26 protein-coding genes and 1 riboswitch are annotated in these 24,036 nt (G+C 30.7%); of the genes, 2 read left to right on the top strand and 24 right to left on the bottom strand.

What is annotated here, in order from left to right; all coding sequences use genetic code 11:
* Positions 1 to 5 precede the first annotated feature (5 nt).
* The 22 genes from yhbY to DP68_RS08285 form a co-directional block, all read right to left on the bottom strand.
* Positions 6 to 296 carry a ribosome assembly RNA-binding protein YhbY gene (gene yhbY / locus DP68_RS08390; protein ID WP_035308381.1) on the bottom strand — a complete coding sequence of 97 codons (291 nt, stop codon included), beginning with the start codon at positions 294 to 296 and terminating at the stop codon, positions 6 to 8.
* A gap of 22 nt (positions 297 to 318) precedes the next feature.
* A complete protein-coding gene (gene obgE / locus DP68_RS08385) occupies positions 319 to 1,593 on the bottom strand; it encodes a GTPase ObgE (protein WP_035308379.1) in 1,275 nt (424 codons plus the stop codon).
* Between the two features lie 168 nt (positions 1,594 to 1,761).
* Positions 1,762 to 2,067, bottom strand: coding sequence for a 50S ribosomal protein L27 (rpmA, locus tag DP68_RS08380; RefSeq protein ID WP_035308377.1), 306 nt, complete (start codon positions 2,065 to 2,067; stop codon positions 1,762 to 1,764).
* A 3-nt stretch (positions 2,068 to 2,070) separates the two neighbouring features.
* Complete coding sequence (locus tag DP68_RS08375; RefSeq protein ID WP_035308376.1) at positions 2,071 to 2,397, bottom strand: ribosomal-processing cysteine protease Prp; 327 nt, start codon at positions 2,395 to 2,397, stop codon at positions 2,071 to 2,073.
* A 2-nt stretch (positions 2,398 to 2,399) separates the two neighbouring features.
* Positions 2,400 to 2,714: a 50S ribosomal protein L21 gene (rplU, locus tag DP68_RS08370; RefSeq protein ID WP_035308372.1), complete on the bottom strand. Its 315-nt coding sequence runs from the start codon at positions 2,712 to 2,714 to the stop codon at positions 2,400 to 2,402.
* 123 nt (positions 2,715 to 2,837) lie between these two features.
* Positions 2,838 to 4,280, bottom strand: a complete 1,443-nt coding sequence (locus tag DP68_RS08365; RefSeq protein ID WP_035308368.1) for a ribonuclease E/G — start codon at positions 4,278 to 4,280, stop codon at positions 2,838 to 2,840.
* 15 nt (positions 4,281 to 4,295) lie between these two features.
* The gene (locus DP68_RS08360; RefSeq protein WP_081957137.1) at positions 4,296 to 5,009 is read right to left on the bottom strand and encodes a TIGR03936 family radical SAM-associated protein; all 714 of its coding nucleotides are present in this window, start codon (positions 5,007 to 5,009) and stop codon (positions 4,296 to 4,298) included.
* Positions 4,978 to 6,834, bottom strand: coding sequence for a TIGR03960 family B12-binding radical SAM protein (locus DP68_RS08355; protein ID WP_035308364.1), 1,857 nt, complete (start codon positions 6,832 to 6,834; stop codon positions 4,978 to 4,980). The genes DP68_RS08360 and DP68_RS08355 overlap by 32 nt, the downstream gene beginning before the upstream one ends.
* A 74-nt stretch (positions 6,835 to 6,908) precedes the next feature.
* The gene (locus DP68_RS08350) at positions 6,909 to 7,754 is read right to left on the bottom strand and encodes a M50 family metallopeptidase (RefSeq protein ID WP_035308361.1); all 846 of its coding nucleotides are present in this window, start codon (positions 7,752 to 7,754) and stop codon (positions 6,909 to 6,911) included.
* An 18-nt stretch (positions 7,755 to 7,772) separates the two neighbouring features.
* On the bottom strand, positions 7,773 to 8,561 hold the full coding sequence (locus tag DP68_RS08345; protein ID WP_291547965.1) for a M23 family metallopeptidase: 789 nt from the start codon (positions 8,559 to 8,561) through the stop codon (positions 7,773 to 7,775).
* A gap of 174 nt (positions 8,562 to 8,735) precedes the next feature.
* On the bottom strand, positions 8,736 to 9,107 hold the full coding sequence (locus DP68_RS08340; RefSeq protein WP_035308359.1) for a methylglyoxal synthase: 372 nt from the start codon (positions 9,105 to 9,107) through the stop codon (positions 8,736 to 8,738).
* Between the two features lie 18 nt (positions 9,108 to 9,125).
* On the bottom strand, positions 9,126 to 10,247 hold the full coding sequence (rodA, locus tag DP68_RS08335) for a rod shape-determining protein RodA (RefSeq protein ID WP_035308357.1): 1,122 nt from the start codon (positions 10,245 to 10,247) through the stop codon (positions 9,126 to 9,128).
* Between the two features lie 102 nt (positions 10,248 to 10,349).
* On the bottom strand, positions 10,350 to 10,616 hold the full coding sequence (minE, locus tag DP68_RS08330) for a cell division topological specificity factor MinE (RefSeq protein WP_035308355.1): 267 nt from the start codon (positions 10,614 to 10,616) through the stop codon (positions 10,350 to 10,352).
* A gap of 11 nt (positions 10,617 to 10,627) precedes the next feature.
* The gene (minD, locus tag DP68_RS08325) at positions 10,628 to 11,425 is read right to left on the bottom strand and encodes a septum site-determining protein MinD (protein ID WP_035308353.1); all 798 of its coding nucleotides are present in this window, start codon (positions 11,423 to 11,425) and stop codon (positions 10,628 to 10,630) included.
* Between the two features lie 13 nt (positions 11,426 to 11,438).
* Positions 11,439 to 12,071, bottom strand: coding sequence for a septum site-determining protein MinC (gene minC / locus DP68_RS08320; protein WP_035308351.1), 633 nt, complete (start codon positions 12,069 to 12,071; stop codon positions 11,439 to 11,441).
* 195 nt (positions 12,072 to 12,266) lie between these two features.
* Entirely contained in the window at positions 12,267 to 15,110 is a 2,844-nt protein-coding gene (locus DP68_RS08315) for a penicillin-binding transpeptidase domain-containing protein (protein WP_035308349.1), read from the bottom strand.
* Between the two features lie 14 nt (positions 15,111 to 15,124).
* A complete protein-coding gene (gene mreD / locus DP68_RS08310; RefSeq protein WP_035308348.1) occupies positions 15,125 to 15,616 on the bottom strand; it encodes a rod shape-determining protein MreD in 492 nt (163 codons plus the stop codon).
* Between the two features lie 10 nt (positions 15,617 to 15,626).
* Positions 15,627 to 16,472 (bottom strand): rod shape-determining protein MreC, encoded by an 846-nt coding sequence (gene mreC, locus DP68_RS08305; protein ID WP_035308347.1) that lies wholly within the window; start codon positions 16,470 to 16,472, stop codon positions 15,627 to 15,629.
* A 2-nt stretch (positions 16,473 to 16,474) separates the two neighbouring features.
* Positions 16,475 to 17,488, bottom strand: a complete 1,014-nt coding sequence (locus DP68_RS08300) for a rod shape-determining protein (RefSeq protein ID WP_035308344.1) — start codon at positions 17,486 to 17,488, stop codon at positions 16,475 to 16,477.
* Positions 17,489 to 18,187: a DNA repair protein RadC gene (gene radC / locus DP68_RS08295; protein WP_035308343.1), complete on the bottom strand. Its 699-nt coding sequence runs from the start codon at positions 18,185 to 18,187 to the stop codon at positions 17,489 to 17,491. It lies immediately after the preceding gene.
* A 117-nt stretch (positions 18,188 to 18,304) separates the two neighbouring features.
* Entirely contained in the window at positions 18,305 to 18,871 is a 567-nt protein-coding gene (locus DP68_RS08290) for a Maf-like protein (protein ID WP_035308340.1), read from the bottom strand.
* A 350-nt stretch (positions 18,872 to 19,221) separates the two neighbouring features.
* Positions 19,222 to 20,307, bottom strand: coding sequence for a DUF5667 domain-containing protein (locus DP68_RS08285; RefSeq protein WP_035308337.1), 1,086 nt, complete (start codon positions 20,305 to 20,307; stop codon positions 19,222 to 19,224).
* Positions 20,308 to 20,495: 188 nt separating this feature from the next.
* On the opposite strand from DP68_RS08285, the gene sigI reads away from it, so the two are divergent.
* Positions 20,496 to 21,182 carry an RNA polymerase sigma-I factor gene (gene sigI, locus DP68_RS08280; protein ID WP_035308335.1) on the top strand — a complete coding sequence of 229 codons (687 nt, stop codon included), beginning with the start codon at positions 20,496 to 20,498 and terminating at the stop codon, positions 21,180 to 21,182.
* Positions 21,175 to 22,077 carry an anti-sigma factor domain-containing protein gene (locus DP68_RS08275; protein ID WP_035308332.1) on the top strand — a complete coding sequence of 301 codons (903 nt, stop codon included), beginning with the start codon at positions 21,175 to 21,177 and terminating at the stop codon, positions 22,075 to 22,077. The genes sigI and DP68_RS08275 overlap by 8 nt, the downstream gene beginning before the upstream one ends.
* A gap of 110 nt (positions 22,078 to 22,187) precedes the next feature.
* On the opposite strand, the gene DP68_RS08270 is transcribed toward DP68_RS08275, so the two are convergent.
* The gene (locus tag DP68_RS08270; RefSeq protein ID WP_052085715.1) at positions 22,188 to 22,922 is read right to left on the bottom strand and encodes a hypothetical protein; all 735 of its coding nucleotides are present in this window, start codon (positions 22,920 to 22,922) and stop codon (positions 22,188 to 22,190) included.
* A 280-nt stretch (positions 22,923 to 23,202) separates the two neighbouring features.
* Entirely contained in the window at positions 23,203 to 23,808 is a 606-nt protein-coding gene (locus DP68_RS08265) for a C40 family peptidase (protein ID WP_035308331.1), read from the bottom strand.
* A 3-nt stretch (positions 23,809 to 23,811) separates the two neighbouring features.
* Positions 23,812 to 23,959, bottom strand: a riboswitch (cyclic di-AMP (ydaO/yuaA leader).
* Positions 23,960 to 24,036 lie beyond the last annotated feature (77 nt).

Genomic DNA, 24,036 nt, shown 5'->3' with positions numbered 1-24,036 from the left:
CTTACTTATGGTAATTCAATTTTTGGTTTTTTAACCGATCTTCTATATAAAACTATTTTGCTTCCAATTGCCTGAATTCCTTCACAATTTAAGTCTTCACATATTATATCTGATGCTTCTCTTGCCTCTAAACCACTATTATTTAATACCTTTATCTTTATAATCTCTCTTGCTTCTAATGCTTCATCTATTTGTTTTAACATACTCTCTTCTATACCACCTTTTCCAATCTGGAATATAGGCTGCATATCATGAGCAATAGATCTTAAATAACTTCTTTGTTTACTAGTAATCATACTTACCCCTCCAATACTAAAATTACAATATAAATTCAAATTCAAAATGATTTAATCTTACAATATTACCATCTTCAATTCCCATTTGTACTAATTCATCTATTATGCCCTTGTTCTTAAGTACAGTATGGAAATATCTAAGGCCATCTGGATCATTTACATTTACACTAGCAAGCAATCTGTCTACAAAGCTTCCTTCTACTATAAATGTATCTTCTTCTTGTCTTATAGTATAAGTAAATTTCTTTTCTTCAGGTATAAATTTATCTGTTTCTTTTATTTCAAGATCAACTACAGGTATTGTTGAAAGTATTCTTGCTGCTTCCTTCATTAACTCATCAACACCTTGTCTTGTAGCTGCTGAAATCTTAAATATACTTTTATATCCAAGCTTTTCTACCTTTTCTTTAAATTCTTCGAATTTACTTTCGTCTTGTAATATATCTATCTTATTGGCAGCCACTATTTGTGGTCTATCCCAAAGCTTAACACTGTATCTTTTTAATTCTTCATTTATCTTTAAAAAATCCTCATAAGGGTCTCTTCCCTCTATCCCGGAAATATCTACTACATGTATTAAAAGTCTAGTTCTTTCTATATGTCTTAAGAAGTCCAGTCCAAGCCCTACTCCTTCAGCAGCTCCTTCAATAATTCCTGGAATATCTGCTATAACAAAAGGCTCTATACCTGATAATCCTACAACTCCTAAATTTGGACTTAAGGTTGTAAAATGATAATTAGCTATTTTAGGCCTAGCATTTGAAACCATAGAAAGCATAGTTGACTTACCTACATTAGGAAATCCAAGTAGCCCTACATCTGCAAGTAACTTAAGCTCTAATACTATATTAAATTCTTCTCCTGGCATACCTGGCTCTGCAAAATTAGGCGCCTGTCTAGTAGGGGTACAAAATTTAACATTACCCTTACCCCCTTTACCACCTTTAGCTACTACAAATTTATCATTTGCATGGGACAAGTCAGCCATCACCTTGCCACTTTCTGCTTCTTTTATAACAGTACCCATTGGGACTTTTATATATAAGTCTTCTCCATCTTTTCCATAACATTTAGAACCTGATCCGCTTTGCCCTACTTCAGCTTTATACTTTCTTTTATATGTAAAATCTAAAAGAGTGGTCATATTAGGGTCAGCTACTAAAATTACGTCTCCCCCATCTCCTCCATCTCCTCCATCTGGTCCTCCTAAAGGAATATACTTTTCACGTCTAAAAGAAACAGCTCCATTTCCGCCGTCTCCAGATTTTACAAAAATTTTGGTTTTATCTATAAACATATATTCATCTCTCCTATGTAAAACTAATTATAATTATATCATTAATAATATAATTATTAGCAATTTGATAAAATTCTATCCAAATATTCTGCTTTGCTAATGCTTATAATATTAAAAATATTAATTTACTTAAAAAAAGCACCCCTAAAATATTAAGGGTGCTTTAAATTATTCAGCTACAACAACTTCTTCTACATCTACTGGGTAAACAGAAGCTTTCTTCTTGTCTCTTCCTAATCTTTCAAACTTAACTATACCATCTATTTTAGCAAATAAAGTATCATCTGATCCTCTACCTACGTTGTTACCTGGATGTATCTTAGTACCTCTTTGTCTAACTAATATGTTTCCAGCTAAAACGAACTGTCCATCAGCAGACTTTACTCCAAGTCTTTTAGATTCACTATCTCTACCATTTCTTGAGCTACCTACCCCTTTTTTATGAGCAAATAACTGAAGGTTCATTAGTATCATGAGTTACACCTCCTCTACTATGATATTTATATAATCACCGTAGCTATATTCTACATTTTTTAATCCTAAAAGCATAGTCTCTAACAGCACCTGACACTCTTCCACTTTAGCTTTAGAAATACCTTCTAAGCATAAACTTAAAAAACCATCCTTGACTTTAGTAGGAGCATCTATGTTCAATATTTCAGTAATTCCATTAGCAATCGTAATAGAAATAGCTGAAACTGCACAGCAAACAAGGTCGTATCCTTCGTCTACAGACTCTGCATGCCCACTTATGTTAAAAGAAACTATTTTTTCTTCTTTTCTTTGAAAAATAACGCTAATCATAATTAAGCATTAATTTTTTCTATCTGTAACATTGTGTATGGCTGTCTATGTCCTTGTCTCTTTCTGTAGTCTTTCTTTCTCTTATACTTGAAAACAAGTATTTTCTTAGCTTTGCCCTGCTTTACAACCTTAGCAGTAACTTTTGCTCCTTCAACTACAGGCTTTCCAATAACAAATTCACCATTTTCTTTGCTTACAGCAAGAACTTCTGTAATTTCTACATTAGCTTCTGCTTCTGCATTTAGCTTTTCAACGTATATTACGTCTCCTTCAGCAACTTTGTATTGCTTTCCTCCAGTAACTATAACTGCGTACATTCAAAACACCTCCTCAAACCAGTCTCGCCAATTAAGGTACACAGAAATTTCTGCTAGTTTTCACCTTTTCTGAGCGGTCTACAAAAGCCATTTTATCATAAATAATGGTGCTTGTAAAGTTATTTATCCATATACCTTGTATAATTTTAAGTTTTCCATTTGATTGATAAATAACAATGGCTCCACACTAAAAAATTCTTCTCCAGAAATATAATTTAAATATATACATTTATCTAATGCATCTATGCTTTTTATAAATTCTAATATATCATTTTTTATATCATTTTTATATATTTCATTTACTTCAATGTATATATTTTTTATTTCTTTGTGATTAGCTATTTTTTCTATTTCATTTTTTATTAAAAGTTCTATATAGGAAAGTTTTAATCTCATCCCTTTACCATGACATGAAGAGCACTCCTCTTCTATATATTCATATATAGACTTTCCCATTCTTCTTCTAGCAATTTGCACTAGGTTTAATTCTGTAAAAGGATATACTACAGTTTTGCTTTTGTCATCTTCAAATCCCTTTAAAAGTTTTTCATATACTTTATCTTTATTTTCTCTATCTTCCATATCAATAAAGTCTATAAGTATAATCCCACTTAAATTTCTAAGTCTTATTTGATGAGCAATTTCCTCTGCCGCTTGAAGATTGGTAATGAATGCAGTTTTCTTAAGTGATGCATTCCCTATGTTTTTCCCTGAATTAACATCTACTACATACATAGCTTCAGTTTTTTCAATTATTATATATCCACCACAATTTAGTTGAACCTTATGATTTCTAAGCTTTAATATATCCTTTTCTATCCCATAGTAATCAAATAACTCTCTTTCATTATCATGGAATTCTAAGTGAGTATTATTATCAGTGTTTTTTATCAAGTAATCAGATATTTCCTTATAATCTTCCTCACTATTTATATATATTTTAGTTGTTTCTAAGTCAAGCTTATCTCTTATTATTCTTCCAAATACTCCACCAGTCTTATACACAATACCCATCTTACTTGAAAAGGCAAGTTTACCTTTTATACTCTTATATGTAGCATAGAGCTCTCTTATTTCTTCATTTATAATATTAATATCTACATTTGAAGCCTTTGTTCTTATTAAAACCCCTACATCTTCTGGCTTGATTATGTTATTTCTTATATTACTTTTTACATCTTCATCGTTAATTTTTTGAGAAAATACCATTTCATTGTCTAAGGTATTTAAAACACAAAATCTGCCTGGAATGGATATAGCACTAGTAACTTTAGGTCCCTTTTTGCCTACCTTTTCTTTTACTACCTGTACTAATACCTCATCTCCCTTTTTAAGATTAGTATTTTTAAACTTTCTATCCATATACATATAACAGTTTTCTTTAAATCCTACATCTATGAATGCACATTTTATCCCAGGTACGATATTCTTCACGACACCCTTATAAATCTCTCCTGGGGAAGGCTCCATGTTTTCTTCTTCAATAAAACATTCTTTTAACTTATTATTTTTCTTTACAGCAATTCTTAATAACTTATTACTGCGTTCAATAAAAATTTCCTTCAAACTATCTCACACCCTTTAATAATTAGAAAGTAACTCAATTAGAGGTATATATTTATTATTTTTAAGTCCGTACATATCTTTTCTTTGAATATCAACAAATGCTTCTTCATTAACCCCTGTAGTATTTTCTTTTATAAACTTTCCGAGTAGATCAGCAGATAAATTCTCGCTACTTCCTGCACTTAATAACACTTGTAATTTTAATATATTATCTTCTAATTTATATTTAAATTCTTTGATTAAAGGCTTTATATTTATTTCCTTTTCTCCATTTTTACTTTTTTTAATAATATTCCATTCATTTAATCTTGGAAGCTTTTTTAATTCTTCTTCTAAAATAGAAGAGTTAGTATACTTTATAGCTACTTCATACTTAGCTGCTTCAATAGCTGCCATAGATTGAGGCACCTTTTTATCGCTTAAGCTCTTAACCTTTACGACCTCAAGTATTTTTACTCCTGAGGGAACATTGTTACTTAATCTTTCCTTTATCTCATTTTCATCTAGTTCTTCTTTTAATACTGCATCCATATATTCTCCTGAAGAATATACTCCAACAGATAAAGGTTGAGCTATAGAAATAGTCATATGTGGATTAAATCCCTTTGAATACTCTATCGGAAGTGCTGCCCTTTTTATTATTTTTTGTATAGTTCTCATTAAATCTAAGTGAGATATAAATTTTATATTGCTTTCCTTACTGAACTTTATTAAATAACGCACCTTCAAAACACTTCCCTTCAAGATTTACATTTACTCCACAGTTAGTACATCCAAGACGACAATCCGGAAGCACTTCTGCTCTCTTTGCTCTTTCATTTTCATCTATCAAGAACTTTTTATTAACTCCTATATCAATAAAGTCCCAAGGTAATATTTCATCATAACTTCTATTTCTATAAGCATAAAAATCCCCAGATACATTACATTTTTCAAGAGCATTCATCCAAATATCATATTTAAAATGCTCTGACCATCCATCAAACTTAGCACCATTTTCAAAGGCTTCTACTAATACATCACAAAGCTTTCTGTCCCCTCGTGCAAAAATAGCTTCTAAAAAGCTAACTTTAGAGGCGTGATAGTTAAAACTTATAGCTCTGCTCTTAATATTATCCTTAACTGCATAAACTTTTCCCATAACTTCTTCCTGTGATGCTTGAGCTACCCATTGGAACGGAGTAAAAGGCTTTGGAACAAATATAGCAGCACTTGCTGTAACTTTTAACCCCTTTTTTCTCTTATCCTTAGGAATCTTATAATATTCGTCTACAACCTTTTCAGTAAGATCTGCTATACCCTTAGCATCCTCAAGAGTTTCATATGGAAGCCCTAGCATAAAGTAAAGCTTTATTGTAGACCATCCTGAATTAAAGGCGCTGCTTACAGACCTTATTAAATCTTCTTCTGTAACTCCCTTATTTATAACATCTCTCATTCTCTGACTTCCAGCTTCTGGAGCAAAGGTAAGTCCTGTTTTTCTAACCTTTTGAATTTCATTTATAAGTTCTACAAAAAAAGAATCTATTCTAATAGATGGAAGTGATACTCCTATCTTCTCATTCTTATACTTTTCCATTATCGAATTAATTAAATTTCCGATATCTGAATAATCGCAGATACTTAATGAAGTAAGTGAAATTTCTTCATAACCTGTATTTCTTATAAGCTTCTCAGCAAGTTCCATTAGTGTATCTGTTTTCTTTTCTCTTAATGGTCTATAAATCATGCCCGCTTGACAAAATCTACATCCACGTGTACACCCTCTAAAAGTTTCAAGTGTAATTCTGTCATGTACTATCTCAGCATAAGGAACTATTAATTTATCCGGATAAGCTACATCATCTAGATTTTTTATTATCCTTTTTTTAACTGTTTTAGGCACACCTTCTTCTGTAGGCTTAAATTCCTGTATAGTTCCATCTTCGTTGTAAGATACTTCATATAATGACGGAACGTATATACCTTGAATCTTTGATATTGCCTTCAAATATTCCTTCTTTGACTTTCCCTTAAATTCCTTATATACATCTAATAATTCATTAGTAATTTCCTCACCTTCTCCTAGCACAAAGCAATCTGCTATGTCATAAAGAGGCTCAGGATTATATGCGCAAGGTCCTCCAAACATTACAATTGGATCATCCTCTCCCCTTTGTGAAGCCCTAACAGGGATTCCTGCCATATCTAACATATTTAATATATTAGTGTAACTCATTTCATATTGCAGCGTAAAACCTAAAATATCAAAATTCTTTAGTGAATCTTTGCTTTCCAGTGCGTATAGTGGTATATTATTTTTCCTTAATTGTTCTTCCATATCTGGCCATGGTGCAAAGACTCTTTCACAAAAGGTATCTTCTCTTTCATTTAATAAGTAATATAATATCTTTGTACCTAAATGAGACATTCCAACCTCATAAACATCTGGGAAACAAAATGCATATCTTATATCTACCTTACTTTTATCCTTTTTATATGAATTTAGCTCCTCGCCTATATATCTAGCTGGTTTTTCTACTTTAAATAAAATATCGTCTGAAATAAAATTCATCTAATTACCTCCTCTTACGTACTCAATTTTATATTCTAGCACATCTAGTTGTAAATTGAAATTTATTTTATTAATTATTCCTTTATGTTTATATACTCTTCTATGCTTATATTTCCATAAATTTTTAAAGCTTCAATTGTTTCTTCTTCATATATGGTTTTTATAAGCTTCATGTCATCATTCAATATAAAAAACATATTGTATTTATTTTTTTCAACCAAGCTTAATATAAAAAGTAAATCTTTTTTACAATGTACAGATATTCCTCTATTTTCTATATACCCTCTTTTTAAAAATTTAATCTTCTTTTTTATTATATCTTTCATAATAACATAACATATCCTTTCCCTTTCCTTCAAGGCCGAAGATATTATAAATATACTTATGACTCCTATACTTATATTGAGTGTTCCACCCAAAAACAAAAAAAGATAATATATCATAAGTAAAATCCCTACTATAATGCTTGTGTAAATAGTTATATTATTTGCTTTTTTATATATAAACTTTATATTTATAATATTCCTTAATGCTCTTCCACCATCCAATGGAAATGCAGGAAGCATATTTATAAAACCTATAGTTAAATTACACTGGTACAGCTCATTTAAAATGTTAAATTTATATTTATGATACAGCATATAAAAAAGTACTGCACAAATTAAATTCATAAATGGAGCAGACAAAGAAATTATTAAATCTTCTTTTGGTGATGCTTCATCTATATCTATTAATTCGAGTGCAGTACCCACAGGCATTATTTGTATATCAAAACCATTAAATCCAAGTATTTTAGCAGTTTTATAATGTACTAGTTCATGCAAAAAAACTATTAGAAAAGATATAAGTATCTTCTCCCTATACCCTATTAATATAAGTACTATTATATAAGGAAAAAAATATTTACTGACCTTTATCAAACTTATATTCTCCATTTCTTAAATTGCTATAAATTCCTTGGGATCTTTATTTTCACCCATATATAAAAATTCAAAGTGTAAATGAGGTGCAGTAGATTTTCCTGTATTCCCACTTAAAGCAATTATACTACCGGCTTTTACCACATCTCCCTTTTTAACCTTTATTTCTTTCAAATGACCATATTTAGTTTCTATGCCATCACCATGATCTATTAGTATATAATTACCCAATTTCTCATCTTGTCCAGAATCCTTAACCGTACCATCATAGGAGCATTTTACTTCCGTTCCTTCCTTTACCTCTATATCTATCCCCTCGTGAAAAGCTCTTTTCTTGTCTATAGGATCAATTCTATACCCATAAGGAGATGTTATTTGTCCCTGAACAGGAAGTGTAAAATTCTCTTTTACCTTATCTTTTAAAGTTTTTTCACCACTAATCTTACTTTTGAGCGTCTCCATCAAATTTGTAACCTTATCTTCTATTGTTACTACATTTAAACTTTTCACTTGAGCAAAGGCACTTTTATAATCATAGTTTTCATTTACTAAATTCTTAGAATAATTATAAACTGCCTGAGTTTGAGGAGTTACAACTAATTTGCAAAACATAATAACAAATATGATGCTTAAGGCTCCAATTAAATCTCTAGGAAGCCTTTTTAGCAAATATTCTCCTACTCCACTTGAACTTTTCCTTTGTGAGCTTGTATAGCCTGTATTAAAACTTTTTCTTAAGGTTTTATAATAATCCTCATACTGATTATTATAGTTTCCCATACTTTCTCCTCCTTCAGTATCACTCATTTTTACACCACTTGTAAAAATCTCTGATATATATATATTTATAAGAAGGTAAAGTTATTACATAAAAAAATGTTGAACCTACCGTATAGAATTTGCATCTAAGAAAGCTCATTGAATGCTTTCCACAATGCAAATCTCATACTATATGTTCAACATTAAAGACGTCTCAGTTTCCTACATGTAAGCCTTTAGCGCCTTAACAAAAACTTCTGCTGATGCTAAGTTTGTAGCTAGAGGCACATGGTGTACATCGCATATTCTAAGTAATGCATTTACATCTGGTTCATGAGGTTGAGATGTAAGAGGATCTCTTAAAAACATTACAAAATCCATTCTGCCTTCGGCTACCATTGCTCCTATTTGCTGATCTCCACCTATAGGGCCTGATAAAAGTCTTTTTACATCAAGACCTAATTCCTCATTTATTCTTTTACCCGTAGTTCCAGTTGCAAATAAGTTATGGCCCTCAAATACTTCTCTATACCTTTTTACAAAATCCACCATGTCATCTTTTTTCTTATCATGCGCTATAAAAGCTATATTCATTTAAATCCCTCCAAATATTTAGAAGTTAATTTTTTTTCTTCTCATTCCAATATTTATTACTAATCCAATAGACATAAATGCCGTGAGCATGGAACTTCCTCCATAACTCATAAGAGGTAGTGTGATTCCTGTAATAGGCATAACTCCTATAGTCATACCTATGTTTTGCATTATTGAAAATAAAAATGTAGAAACCACTCCAATAGTAACCATTGACCCAAACACATCCTTTGAAGTCTTAGCTATATTTACAAACTTGTATATAAGTATTCCATACATTAATAATAAAAATATAGCTCCTATAAGTCCCCATTCTTCTCCTACTACTGAAAATATAAAATCCGTATGAGACTCCGGTATAAATCCGCCCTCTATTTGGGTTCCTTTTAAAAATCCTTTACCTAGCATTCCACCAGACCCTATTCCTATTTGAGATTGTATAAGTTGAAGACCTGATCCTAGCTCATCTTTTTCTGGATTTAAAAAGGAAGTAAGTCGCACTTTCCAATATTCATGCATAATAGGTGAATTCCATACTATAGCAATTAAAACTGCAACTGATGCTATTCCGCCGCCTATAATTTTGGAATCAAGCCCTGCAGCAAAAAATATTCCTAGAACTATAAAAAAGCACACCATAGTCATACCCATATCTGGTTGTATTATTATAAGTATCATTGGAATAGCAGCATATCCTAATAACTTAAAGAAGTTTCTAAGATTATTTATGTTACACTCCATACTATCTAATTCTTTAGCAAGCATTATTATAAGCCCTAACTTTGCAAGTTCCGAAGGCTGTCCTATTGTTACGGAACCTATTTTCATCCATGATCCTGCTCCATTTACTGTAGACTTAAATATAGTATCATTTAGAAAAAGAAGTATAACTCCTAACCAATATATTATATTTGCATATCCTTGTATTAAAGAATAATCAAATACCAATATAAAATACATAACACCAAATCCCATGGTAAGCCACACAAGCTGAGACTTAAATACAGCTATCCCTGCTCTTGTATTGGTTGCACTATATATATTTAAAGCTCCAAATAATCCTATAATCGCTACTATTAAAATTATGCTAAAATCTAATTCTCTCAATAATTTCTTATTTATTTTTAATTTTTCTAGCACATTTCTCCCCCCATTCACTTGGTATGTTACTTATAAAATTATAACAATATACATCCAAAAAAGCTATGTATAAATTATACATAGCTTTAAATTAAATCCTTATTATCTTCTTCTCAGGCTCTTTATAGGAATACTTGCAACTAGTGCTGGAGAAGAGCTCTGCTCTTCATCACTGGATGTCATTTTAATTTCCATATCTTCCCTATCTATTTCAACATACTTTGAAATTACCTGCATAATATCTTCTCTTATACTTTCTAGTAATTCTGGGGAAAAGTCTGCCCTATCATGTATAAGTATTAATTTAAGTCTTTCTTTTGCTACATTCTTGGATGGTGATTTAGGAGTAAAAAAATTAAGAAAATCCATTTATATCCCCCCTATTTCATTCCAAATAGTTTTTTTAAGGATTGTAGAAATCCTTTATTTTCTGTCTCTAAAGATAAAAACGGAACATTTTCTCCCAAAACCCTGCAAGCAATATTTTTAAAGGCCTGTCCTGATATTGTACCTTCGGTAAGAACTATTGGCTCCCCTTTGTTTGTAGAAACAGTAATATTTCTATCATCTGGAACTATTCCTATAAGTTTTATTGCTAAACTATCTAGTATATCGTTTACGTCTAACATATCCCCATTCTTAACCATTTCAGCATTTATTCTATTTACTATAAGCTGATGGTCTTCTATTCCCTTAGCTTCTAACTTTCCTATAACTCTATCAGCATCTCTAATAGATGTAACTTCAGGATTTACAACTATTAGTGCTCTATCTGCACCTGCTATAGCATTTTCAAACCCTTGCTCTATTCCAGCTGGGCAATCTAGCAGTACATAGTCAAATTCCTTCTTTAATGTCTCCACTAAATCTAACATATTTTCTTTAGAAATATCATCTTTATCTCTTGTTTGAGCAGTAGGCAATAAGAAAAGGTGTGGAAATCTTTTATCTTTTATAAGTGCTTGCTTTAATTTACAGTTGCCTTCAATAACATCCATCAACGTAAACACAATTCTATTTTCTAATCCCATTAAAACATCTAAATTTCTAAGTCCAGTATCTCCATCAACAACAACTACTTTTTTACCCATTGCTGCAAGGGCTGTTCCAATATTGGCAGTAGTAGTAGTTTTTCCTACTCCACCCTTACCAGATGTTATTACAATAGCGTCTCCCATATATTTCCCTCCATTAGATAAATTTGTTTGGCAAGTAAGGCTCTACTATTATACTATTTTCTCTTACTTTTGCTACTTCAGGATATTGAGGCTTACTATTATCTTCAGGTGCCCTGGTAGCTACATCGCCAATTTGTAGTATTTGAGGCTGAAGATAAAACGCTGCTACAATTGCTTTTGAATTACCTTCATATCCTGCATGAACATAGCCTCTTAATGCGCCAAGAACTATTACATTACCAGAAGCATAAATTTCTGCTCCTGAATTCACATCACCTATTATAACTAAATTTCCTGGGTAATTTATAACTTGTCCACTTCTTACAGTTCTTTTTACAAACTTAGTTCTACCTTCGTTCACACCTGAAAATACTTTAGTTATTGTTTCCTCAGAATTTTCAAATATACAATCTTTTATTAAGAACTCATCGAAAAGAATGTCTTTAAGTTTCCTTAATTCTCTTTCATTAATGTGTTTTAGTTGTGTAGTGACTTTTAGGGTAGCCCCCTTATAAAACACCTTTCCTCTAGACAACTTTTCAATGAGAGAGTCCAGCATTTCGTCAACGTCTTTGAACTTATTCATATTAATAACTGCATTTAAGCCTTCTCTATTTCCCTTAATAATTATGCTGTCATCTATCATAGCTAACCTCCAAAACTGGGCTTATGTTTATATTTCAACAAATACTTCTCAATTCCTTCTAACATTATAATAAATCCCAAATTTTTTAATAGAAACATCTCAGTTTAGCTGAGATGTACTGATTTATAACGAAATCATAGATTTCTATAAATCATGCAGGGCACATACATTATCATGTACATGCCCTATTATTAATTAGTCAAATTTAAACTCTGGTGTGTAATTCATCTTAGCAAGTTCTTCTCTAAAATAAGCCTCATACATAGCCTTTGCAACAGGGGCTGCAAAACCTCCATGAGCTCCATCAAATATTAATACACATATGGCAATTTTAGGATTATCATACGGAGCGAATCCAACATATACTGCGGAGGAAGTTCTCCCTATTTTATCCTGTATCTGCTCATTAAATGTAGCTGATCCTGTTTTACCAGCGGTATGAATAGGGAAATCCTTAAGCACAGTAGCTCCGGTTCCCTCCTCATATGAGGTAACCGCAAGCATTCCTTGCTTCACTGTGTTTATTGTCTCAGGTTTTAATTTTATTTCATCTATAACCTCTGGCTGTACCTGTTGAATCACTTTATTATTTGAATCCAAAAATGAATCTACCAAATGAAGCTTATATCTTTTACCTCCATTAGCAATCATGGATACATAATTCGCCAATTGGAGCGGCGTAAATTGATTTGTACCTTGACCTATAGATGCATTGTATACATTACCCGGTCTAGTTGCTTCTTCAGTTACCGAATTTACTGATTGACTAATCTTACTTATTGCAATATTTATATCACCATCTGTAAAGCCTTTATTTTTTAACTTTTCATCAGCTGATATGAGTTCTTTGAATAATCCCGTTACAGTCTTAGAAAAATCTTTAACATTCTTATATCTCATTTGTTGTCTTATAGTATTTTGCATTTTTTCTTTAATCTCTGTTAACTGTTTACTTTCTCCCTTTTTTATCTCAATGTCTATTCCTTCATACTCACCTGTGCTCTTATTTTTCTTAATTTTTCTTAGATCTTCATACAAATTCCATAAATGATATATGGAAGATGTATTTTTCACAGATTGGACATTAAATACTTGCCCGTAATTCTCTGGTATTTCAATACCTGTAGATGGATCTTCTTTTGAATTCGGGTCTACTCCAAGTCCAAACTTCCATGCATATTCCGCTAAGGTATCGAGTCCTCTTTGATAAAGTCTATCTCCTACCTCATAAAAAAAGTAGTTATTAGAATATGCTAATGCTTCAACTACATTTATATTTCCTTTAGTTGATGTATTCCAGCTCCTACCATTATATCCGTGTTTTGTATATACTAGTGCATCATATATTGTCTCATTAGCCGACAATACGCCCTCTTCCATACCCGCTATAGCAGTTAATGGCTTGAAAGTAGATCCTGGTGCCGTAAGTGATGAAGTAGCATAGTTATAAAAAGGCTTTGGATAAATATCGTATGGATCCTTTCTTAAAACTTTACTTCCCTTACTTGATTTATCTACTGGTGGAAATATTTCATCTACAGTTACAGGAAGTCCTCTCCCACCTATATAATCTTTTGCAAAGACCTCCAAATCAGGATTAAAAAACTTATTATATAGTTCTGTAGTAAGTTTTCCTGGGGTAGAGAATATATTTGGATCGTAGCCTGGTCTACTTACGAGCGCTAATACTCCTCCAGTATTTACATCAATAGCTACCGCAGCTCCTCTTGTTGCATTACTAGAATTGGCTCCGTCATAACTTATTGGATTTGCTCTTAAATTCGCCATTACCTGGTCTAAGGATTTTTCTGCTGCTAATTGTACATGCTTATCAATAGTGAGTTTAAGCGTTTCTCCAGGATATGGTTCCCTTCTTCCTAACTCCTCTATTATTCTACCTTGCTTATTAAGTTTAACTATTCTTCCGCCTTTAGAACCCTTAAGTCTATCCTCGTATACATACTCAAGACCTGCAGTTCCTACATAATCACTGCTTACATCGTATCCCTTTTCGCTGTATTTTTCCGTATTTCCACTAATTTTTGATATATATCCTAAAAATGCTGAACCAAGTTCTCCGTAAGGATAAGTTCTTAGTGGCTGTGTACTCACATCTATACCTGGAAGATCATTTAATCTTTCTAAAAATATAAAAGCTGTTTCCTTTTTTATATTACTTCCTATAGTTACAGGTTTATATCCAGAAAAACTCTGCATTTTAATTGTATCTTTTATAATCATATATTTTCGCTGTTTTTCTAAACTATATTGAAGCTTTTCTATATCATATTGTTCTATTAATCCGTCCAAAATGGCTTTTGAATTTTTAGTATTGTTTTTATACTCATCTAGTTTAATGTTTAAACTTGTAGCATCTTTTATATTAAATCTTTTAACAATCTCACTTACAGCTTCATTTGGTGATATTTTGTATTGAGCTAAAAGATTTTTGAAATCACTTTTTGGAGTTATATCATATTGTTTTATCAAATAGTTAAAGGTTTCCTCGGGAGATATCTTTAGTAATTCTTCATCTATTTGTTTTTCTTCTTCTTTAGTTAACTTTTCCTTTTTACCTGGAAATAGTTCTTTTTGTACTTGTTCATTCAATCCTCTATCTCTTTTAAATCTTACTTCTAAAGTTCTTCTAGCATTTACATCATCAGTTTTAAATTCAAACCTAAAAGGATTCACTTTTAATTCAAATTCATCTTGTTGTTGCTCTTTATTATCATCAAGAAGTTTAAATACCTTATCCATGGTCTCAAAAAAGTACTTTTTACTTTCATCTGTTTCATTGTATACAAGCATATAACTTTGACGGCTAGTTCCAAGCACTATATTATTTCTATCTACAATATTTCCACGAGGAGCTGGATCTGGCACTTCTGTAATTGCTCTAGTATTTGCTCTTTCTTTGTATTCCTCTGTCTTAATTACTTGTAGGCTAATAAGTTTACTTCCAATGATAGAATAAATTACAGCCATTACTACAAAAAAAGCGGTATATCTATTAAGTTTTTTCTTTTTTTCTTTCATAGCTCACCATTCCTTTAAAATTTCCAATTTCGTCTCATATAATCTATACTACATAACTTATAAGTTAATCTATATACGGGTATAGATAAAAATAAATTATATAAGCTGTTAAAAAACACAAATCTAAAACTCATTCCTACTCCTACTACATATAGAATTACAAAAACCAAAATCCCTTTAAATATACTTATAACAAAATTTGATAGTACAGGTATAAGAGTTTTTTCTTTAAAAATACTTACTCCTATAAAGCCTGATATCACAGCACATATCATATTAGTTAAAGCATTTACTCCAAGAATATTTGCAAAATAAATATCTTGAAACAATCCTGCAAATACCCCCAGCCAAAGTCCTTCTGAGTATCCGTTTACTATAGAATAACTAATTATAAATGTAAATAACAAACTAGGTGAAAACCCCTTTATAGAAAAAAAGGGCACCACCGAATTATCTAAAATTAGCATAATAATAGTCAAGCCTGCCAAAGTTAAAATTTTTTTCATTTTTATCACCTTAATATGTTTTGTCTATTTTATTTTTGGGAACTACTACAAAAACTTCCTCTAACTTATTTAAATTTATATAGGGCTTAATAATTGCATTTTTCATTACTTTTCCTTTATCTTCTTCTACACCTATAACATAACCAATTCTTATACCTTTAGGATATAGTCCGCCAAGTCCTGATGTAAGTATTACATCATTTTCCTTTATCTTTGAATCCAAAGGTAAATAATATATTTTTGCTAACTGTGTATTATCACTATCCCTATACCCTTTTATAATTCCTACACTTTCTCTAGTGCTTTGAACAATTCCACTAACTGCAATATTTTCATTAGAAAGAGTTTGTACAATAGCCCAACTATTGCCTACAGATGTAACTTGACCTACTAATCCTTGGGAGGTAACTACTACCATCTGTCTCTCTATTCCGTCATTTTTTCCTTTATTAATAGTAAACTCATCTAAAAAACTTCCTCCACTTTTACCAATTATGTCACTTCCTATATAATTGTATTGGGAGTTTTGATTTTTAAAGTTAAGCATTTCTCTTAATCTTTCATTTTCATTTTTTAAAGCATCATACTCTAACGCCTTACTTTCTAGCTCATTATTCCTAGCTTTAAGATTATTATTCTCTTCTCTTATTACATTAAAATTTAAAATAAATCCTAAAAAATCCTTCACACCACTGCCTGAATTGTACAAGCCTCCTTGTACAGTATTTAAAGCTCCACCTACACTACTCTCAGCAAAAGATACCTTATCCCTTTTTGCACTATAACCAATTAATATTAAAAATGTAACTGACAGAACAATTATTGTTACTGTCAGTTTATTTTTGAAAAATCTCATACTTACCTTTTCTTGCTCGCTGAAAGCTTATCTAAAGTATCTAATGCTTTTCCCGCTCCAAGAGCAACGCAATCAATAGGAAGTTCAGCTGTATGAACAGGCATGTGTGTCTCATCATATATAAGCTTGTCAAGTCCTCTTAACATTGCTCCTCCACCTGCAAGCATTATACCCTTATCCATTATATCTGCTGCAAGTTCTGGTGGCGTTTTTTCTAACGTACTTTTTATAGCATCAACAATAGCTGCTATAGGCTCTCTTAAGGCTTCTCTAACTTCAGTGCTTGTAATATCAATAACTTTTGGAAGTCCTGTGATTAAATCACGACCTCTTATTTGCATTGAAATTTCTTCTTCTAATACATAAGCAGAACCTAACTCTATTTTTATATTTTCTGCTGTTCTTTCACCTACCATAAGGTTATATTGTTTCTTTACGTAATCTATTATAGATTGATCAAGTTCATCTCCAGCCACTCTTAAGGATTTACTTGTAACTATTCCTCCTAAGGATATAATAGCAACTTCTGTAGTTCCTCCTCCAATGTCTACAATCATGCTTCCTGTTGGCTCATTTACAGGAAGCCCTGCTCCAATTGCTGAAGCCATTGGTTCTTCTAAAAGATGTACTTCTCTTGCTCCTGCAGACTTTGCAGCTTCTTCAATAGATCTTTTTTCTACCTGTGTTACTCCTGATGGATAACATATTACTATTCTTGGACTTGTAAAAGCACTTTTAGGGCTTACTTTTTCAATAAATTTCTTAATCATCGCTTGTGTTACATCAAAATCTGCAATAACTCCATCTTTCATTGGCCTTATGGCTACAATATTCCCTGGAGTTCTTCCTATCATTTGCTTTGCTTCATCTCCTACAGCTAAAACCTTTTTAGTATTAGTATTTATAGCAACTACTGATGGTTCGCGGAGCTGTATTCCCTTTCCCTTTACATATACAAGAGTGTTAGCTGTTCCAAGATCTATACCTAAATCCCTAGACATTCCAAATAAACGCATCTAATTTTCTCCTTTCAATTTACCTTTTTCTTTTAAACTTATATAAACTCCATCTCCAATTATTATGTGATCTAATAGCTCTATTCCTATTATTTTGCTACATTCATTGAGTCTTTTGGTAACATTTAAATCCTCATTACTTGGACTCGGATCACCAGATGGATGATTATGACATATAATTATTGAAAAACTACTATTTTTAATTGCTTCATTAAATACTTCTCTAGGATGAACAATAGAAGAATTTAAACTTCCCATAGAAACATCCTTAACCTTTATTACTACATTTTTTGTATTTAGCATTATTACTTTCAAAATTTCTTTTTTTAAGTATCTCATTTCTTCCATTACAATGTTTGCTGCATCCTGAGGTTTAGTAATTTTATACTCTTCCCCAGACTTATGAGCCTTAAATCTTTTTGATAGTTCACTTAATGCCACTATTTGAGCAGCCTTAGCACTTCCTATACCTTGAATATTCATTAGCTCATTTGCTGAAGAATTTATAAGACCATTTAATCCTCCTAAACCCTTCATAAGCTTACCGCATAGGTTTAACACATTATCCTTTTTAGTACCTGTCCTAAGGATAATTGCCAAAAGTTCTATGTTTGACAACGACTCTGGCCCATATTTAAAAAGTCTTTCTCTAGGCCTTTCACCTTCAGGTAAATCCATAATCTTTAAAGAATCATTCATTTTAATTACTCCCTTATAGATTAGCTTTACCCCCATCCCTGTATTACTTTCAGAAATTTATAACTTCCTTGTAAATGGATATCTATCATATAGCTCATGTTTAATTTTAATTGTGTACTAATATTCTTTTAACATTCCATACAATTTGTTTATTGGCAGTCCTACAACATTATAATAACATCCATGAATTTTTTCAACAAAAATCCCACCATAGCCTTGTATACCGTAAGCCCCTGCCTTATCCATAGGCTCTCCAGTTTTTATGTAATTTAATATCTGGTCAGTAGATAGCTTTGAAAACTTTACTTCTGTACATACATAGTCTTTTTTTACCATATTTTTTGATATATCAACTATAGCTAACCCTGAGTACACTTTATGAATATTACCACTTAACATACTAAGCATTTCAAAAGCGTGTTGAGAATTTTCAGGCTTACCTAATACGTTGTTTCCAAAAAATACTGCAGTGTCACATCCAATCACTATCTTGTCTGAGTTTGGGAATTTCCTTGCTACTGCTAAAGATTTTCCTTCTGCAATTTTCATTACATACTCAGCTTCATTTCCATGAAACGCAACTTCAGATTCATCAAAATCACTTGTAATCACTTCATAGTCATTAATTATTCTTTTTAGCAGTTCTTTTCTTCTTTCAGAAGCTGATGCTAATATAATTTCCATGTTATCATCGCCTTTTTAAGTTTTGCATGTAATATTATTTCCATTTTTACCTGATTTATATCTTATTCAGAACAGGTTTTATAAATAAATTAATATCATTTACTTTATGTCTTTTAATAGTTTAACATTTAATAATTTGTTAAACAAGTCCATATACAATATTGTTAAAATTTTTTTGTTTATGGAAAGTATTGTCGTATATTGAAAAAAATGCGAAACACCTTTTTGATTACTAATCTTTACTATTTAATCACTAAGAATGGATTTAATAATCCTTTAAGCGACTAAATATTAGAAACTAATATCTTAAAAGTGCTTCGCATTTAAATTTAATTTATTTTTCTAGTTATTTATTTAGCTTCTTTTTCCATTTTTTCTTTAGCTTTTTCATTATTTGATGATTGATTAATGTCTTTTCTTTTATTATTTACAGACTCATCTTTATCTTTAACCTCGGCTTTTGCTTTGGTTTGATTATTATTTACATTTTTAGTTTTAACTGTAGCATTAGTTTCATCAACTATATCATCGGCGGAGCTATCTTCTTGATTATTAACTGGTGTTTCTTTAGTATTAGTATTAGTCTTAGTCTTTGTTTCATTTACATCGCCTGCTGATTTTTCTAATTTCTTTTCTTCTTTCTTTAACTGCCCTACACTCATCTTATTTGCATTTTTAGCTTGTACTAAAATCTTTAATTCTTCCTTTTGTTTATTATAATCAGTTAAACTTTTTTCATAAGAATCCTTAGCTAATTTTATTGCTTCATCATCTCCTGATTCATTGGCTTCGTTTAGACTGTCTTTAACTGTATTAAGTTCTCTTTTAGCTTCTTTTAATTCTTCTCTTGCCTGTTTTATTTCAGTCATAGCTTCTACCTTTTGTGTTTGCATTTCTATAACTTTCGCAATTACATCTTGTGCATTTTCAGAAACTTTGTCTTTAACGATTTTTAAAACTTCAATTGAGTTTTTTTGGTTTTCTAATATTTTATCTTCGATTTCTTCCAACTCTTCATTCTCTACAACTTCTGTATCTTCAGCATTCTCTTCATCTGCTAAGTCTTTATCATCTTGTGATTCGTCACCTATTACAGTATCTTCTTGCATTTCTTCTAAAGCTTTTTCAGCTTCTTGCATATTCTCTTCATATTTTTCAACTGACTCTTTTGCTAACTCTTCATTACCTTCTTCTGCCATCGCTTGACTTTCTCCAAGTCTTTCCTGAGCAATATTTAGTAGCAATTTAATTTTCGCTTCCCCATTCTTTGATAATTTTATTTTAAAACTATCAACTAGGCAATCTAATTTATACATAATACTGTCAGGTGTTACACCAGCCTTATCCTTTAGAGATACCTCCCCTGCAGCAAAGGTATTAGTGTTAATTGTAGCAACAATTGCTAAAGCTGTTAATAATGTTATAGATTTTTTCATAATTTAATATCCTCCTTAAATTGGCATATCTCAAGTACTTGAAACATTTCACTGTTTATTATTTTCACTTATCAATACGGGAAGACATATGTTTTTTAAGGGGGTGAGTATTGCCAAATTTTAAGTTTTACCTAACCCTCTAAAATTTATTATAATGAACGTATATACTTATAAGAAGGGGTGAGATTATGGATAATATAAATCCTTCTGAGGTTAAAGATAAAAATAAACTTATAGAAGAAAATAAAAATTTTATATATGGGTGCACTTATAAAATATGCAAAAGAATACTTCATTGGGAAAATGATGATGAATTAAGTATAGCAATGATTGCATTTAATAAAGCCTTGGATACTTATAATCATACTAAAGGAAACTTTCATAGCTACGCTAAGGTACTTATAAATAATTCAATAATCGATTTTTTTAGAAAAGATAAGAATAATTCTTTACTAGTATTTGATAATAATGAAGAATCTTTTACATATATTGATTACAAAAACTCTATTAATCAATATGAAATTCAAAAGGAAAGCGAACAAAGAATTGATGAAATTAATGCACTTAAAAATGAGCTTGCTAATTTTAAGCTTACATTTACGGATTTGATAAATCATTCTCCTAAACACATAGATACAAGGAGCCATCTGCTAAATATTGCCTTATGCTGCACTAAGAATGATGATATAAGTACATATATAAGAAAAAATAAAGCTCTTCCTATAAAGCAACTAACTGTTTTAACTGGTTGTAACAGAAAGTTATTAGAACGATGGAGAAAATACATAATTGTACTTTTTTTAATAATGTCAAATGATGAGTATTTATATCTAAAATCTTATCTTAATATAGGTGTAGGTGATAAAAATGAATAATATTAAAGGTATAATAATTGAAATTCAAAAAAACAAAGCAGTACTTTTAACTTCTACAGGCGAATTTATAGAAGTGCTTGCTACTAAGGACATGAATGTAGGGGAGGAGTATATTAAAACTATCAGCCAAACTAGCTTTATTAGAAATATACCTAAGGCATTAGTTGCTGCACTTATTACGTTTACAGTGTTAGGTGGTGGATTGGGTGCTTATTATACTCCAGTTGCTACTTTAAATCTCAGTATAAACCCATCCGTTCAATTAAAAACTAATTTATTTAATAAGGTTATTCATTCTAGTGCCTTAAACTCTGATGGTAAAGTTATATTAGATAGTATAAATATTAAAAACAAAAATTTTAATGATGCGCTATGCTTAATCGTAACAGAAAGTGAGCATCAAAAATTTATCACAGAAGATTATAAGGCAAGTAAATCTATTAGTTTAGAAGTAACAGGTAAAAATTTAAATGTATCAACCTTCGAAACTATCGTTCACGAACATGGAATTTCACTTGAAGTAAAAATTAATAATAAGCCTTCTATAAACAATAAAAAATCAAATAATAAAGACACTAACTTAATAAATACAAATAAAAATTCTAATAAATTAAATGATGAAAATAACTCTAGAAATGGAACAAAAAATAATTCAGAAAGCACTAATTCAAATTCCAACACAAAAGGCTCTCAAACATCTACTAATGACTCCTATAACAAAAAAGATGATATTAAAACAGAAACCAATGATAATAAAAATAATGGTAACACTAATAGTAAGAATGCAAAAGATGCAACCTCGAAGAAAAATTTTGATGAAAGCAATAATTCTAACTCCGAATCTAAAAAAAAAAATAAAACTCCTTCAGATAAGTCCTTAAAAAAGGAAAAATAAAAAATGCGAGCATTTTTAATCTCTAATCACAATTGCTAAAAGACTATATAAATCTATGTTCTAGCAGTTGAAGATTAGAGATTATTATTAATTTAAAATGCTTCGCATTTTTATTTCATTTTTTGAAGTATAGAATAGATAAACATATAATTTTCTGCTGTTTTATCATTGCTTAATTCATTTGGCAATTTTCCCACTTTATCCTTTAATTCATTTAATATTTTAATATTTGGACTTTCTTGATCTACAGCCTCTAATGATTTGCACCAATTCTTAAAGTCTTGAGTTTGTATTGCCTTTACATTCTTTTCAGATAGTTTCCCAAGGACTTGTATATATCCATTTAATATTTCACTTATTTCCATATCACATAAATTATTTACCTTTATTTCAAACTTCATAGTTGAATTTGATACTTTATTAGTATTTAAAGTGTTTATTATGACTTTTGCAGCATCCTCTGTATATATACCTAGAAAAACTCTCTTATATTTATCATCACTTATAACAAATGGGTTCCCATAAGAGCTTAATTGACTTCTAGTCTTTTCTACACCAGTTTCATTCCCAAACATTCCACCCTGTATTGCCACATAAATAAAGCTATTATTACTTATTATTGATTGCTTAGGGGTTTCACCCTTATTATTTATATTTTTATCATTAACTTTAGTTTCTGTAACCTTTCCTTGTGTTTTAATTATAGAGGAATTCTTAATAAATAATTTGAAGAATATACTTCCTATTAAGAATGAAAGTATAAGTATCATTATAAGTATAATAAAAAAAATAACATTATCTTTTCTTTTTCTCTTTAAATCATATCTTGTATACTTTATATTCACCACTCCCTCTTAAGTATTCAATACATTGAAACCATTACTAAGATATCCTCCACCTTATTATAAAAAGCATATATAAATTTTGCTCATATGTTACCTATATAATAATATTATACTTTACTTAAAATTATGATTAAGAGATTCTATCATTAAATATTTAAATTTAACTTCCTAATCATTTAGCACTAAACTTACTACTAATTTGTAATATATTTGTCCTAAATAAAATAAAAGTCAGTTAAAAACTGACTTTATATATTAATCATTACTTATTATCTATTATTTATTGAAGTACCCTTCTAGCTCCTGCATATCTGGAAGCATAATAACTTCCTGAAAGACTGCTTACGATAACTTTCCCACTTCCTGATGATGCATGAATGAATTGTCCTCCACCTACATATATTCCAACATGTGAAATTGAGGAATCTGTATTAAAAAACACCAAATCTCCAGGCAATAAACTTTCTTTAGATACAGCTTGTCCTGTTGCAAATTGAGTTCCTGTATAATGGCCTAAATTTACTCCAAATGCTCTATATACATACAAAGTGAATCCTGAACAATCAAAAGCTGATGGGCCAGCTGCACCCCAAACATATGGTTTTCCCATAAACTTATATGCATAAGACACTACATCTACTCTTCCGTTTGAGCCTCTGCTTACAGTAGCTTTCTTAGCAGTTGCTTTAGCAGTTGGATTTACAGTTTCTTTTTTAGGTACTACTATGACTTTATTCCTGTTAACTGTTGCTGCACGAACAGCTAAATTTTTAGAAGTTAAATTTACTGAATCAGCTTGTACGCTATTATTTTTTAGCGCTCCTAGAAATGTTAATGATAAAAAGAAAATTACACTTACCACTATACTTTGTCTTTTGTTATTCATTTATTATCCGCCTTTCTTTGCCTCCGAAGTTAGCTGACGGGTTCGGGTAAAGGTACCCCTACTTAATATATTTAATAGTATACTAAGATTAACCCCAATACATTGGTTCCTCCGTACCCAGATATTTTCCGGGATTCAGCTTATTTATATAGTTTATATTTTCTTGATTTTCATGAGTATTATTATATATGATTTTATCGAAATGATTAGTTTGAGTCTATTTCATAT

The sequence above is a fragment of the Clostridium sp. HMP27 genome (assembly GCF_000765165.1).
Taxonomy (GTDB): Bacteria; Bacillota; Clostridia; order Clostridiales; family Clostridiaceae; genus Clostridium_AK.
Note: the sequence above shows the minus strand (reverse complement) of the source record. Positions and strands in the feature narration are given on the sequence as shown.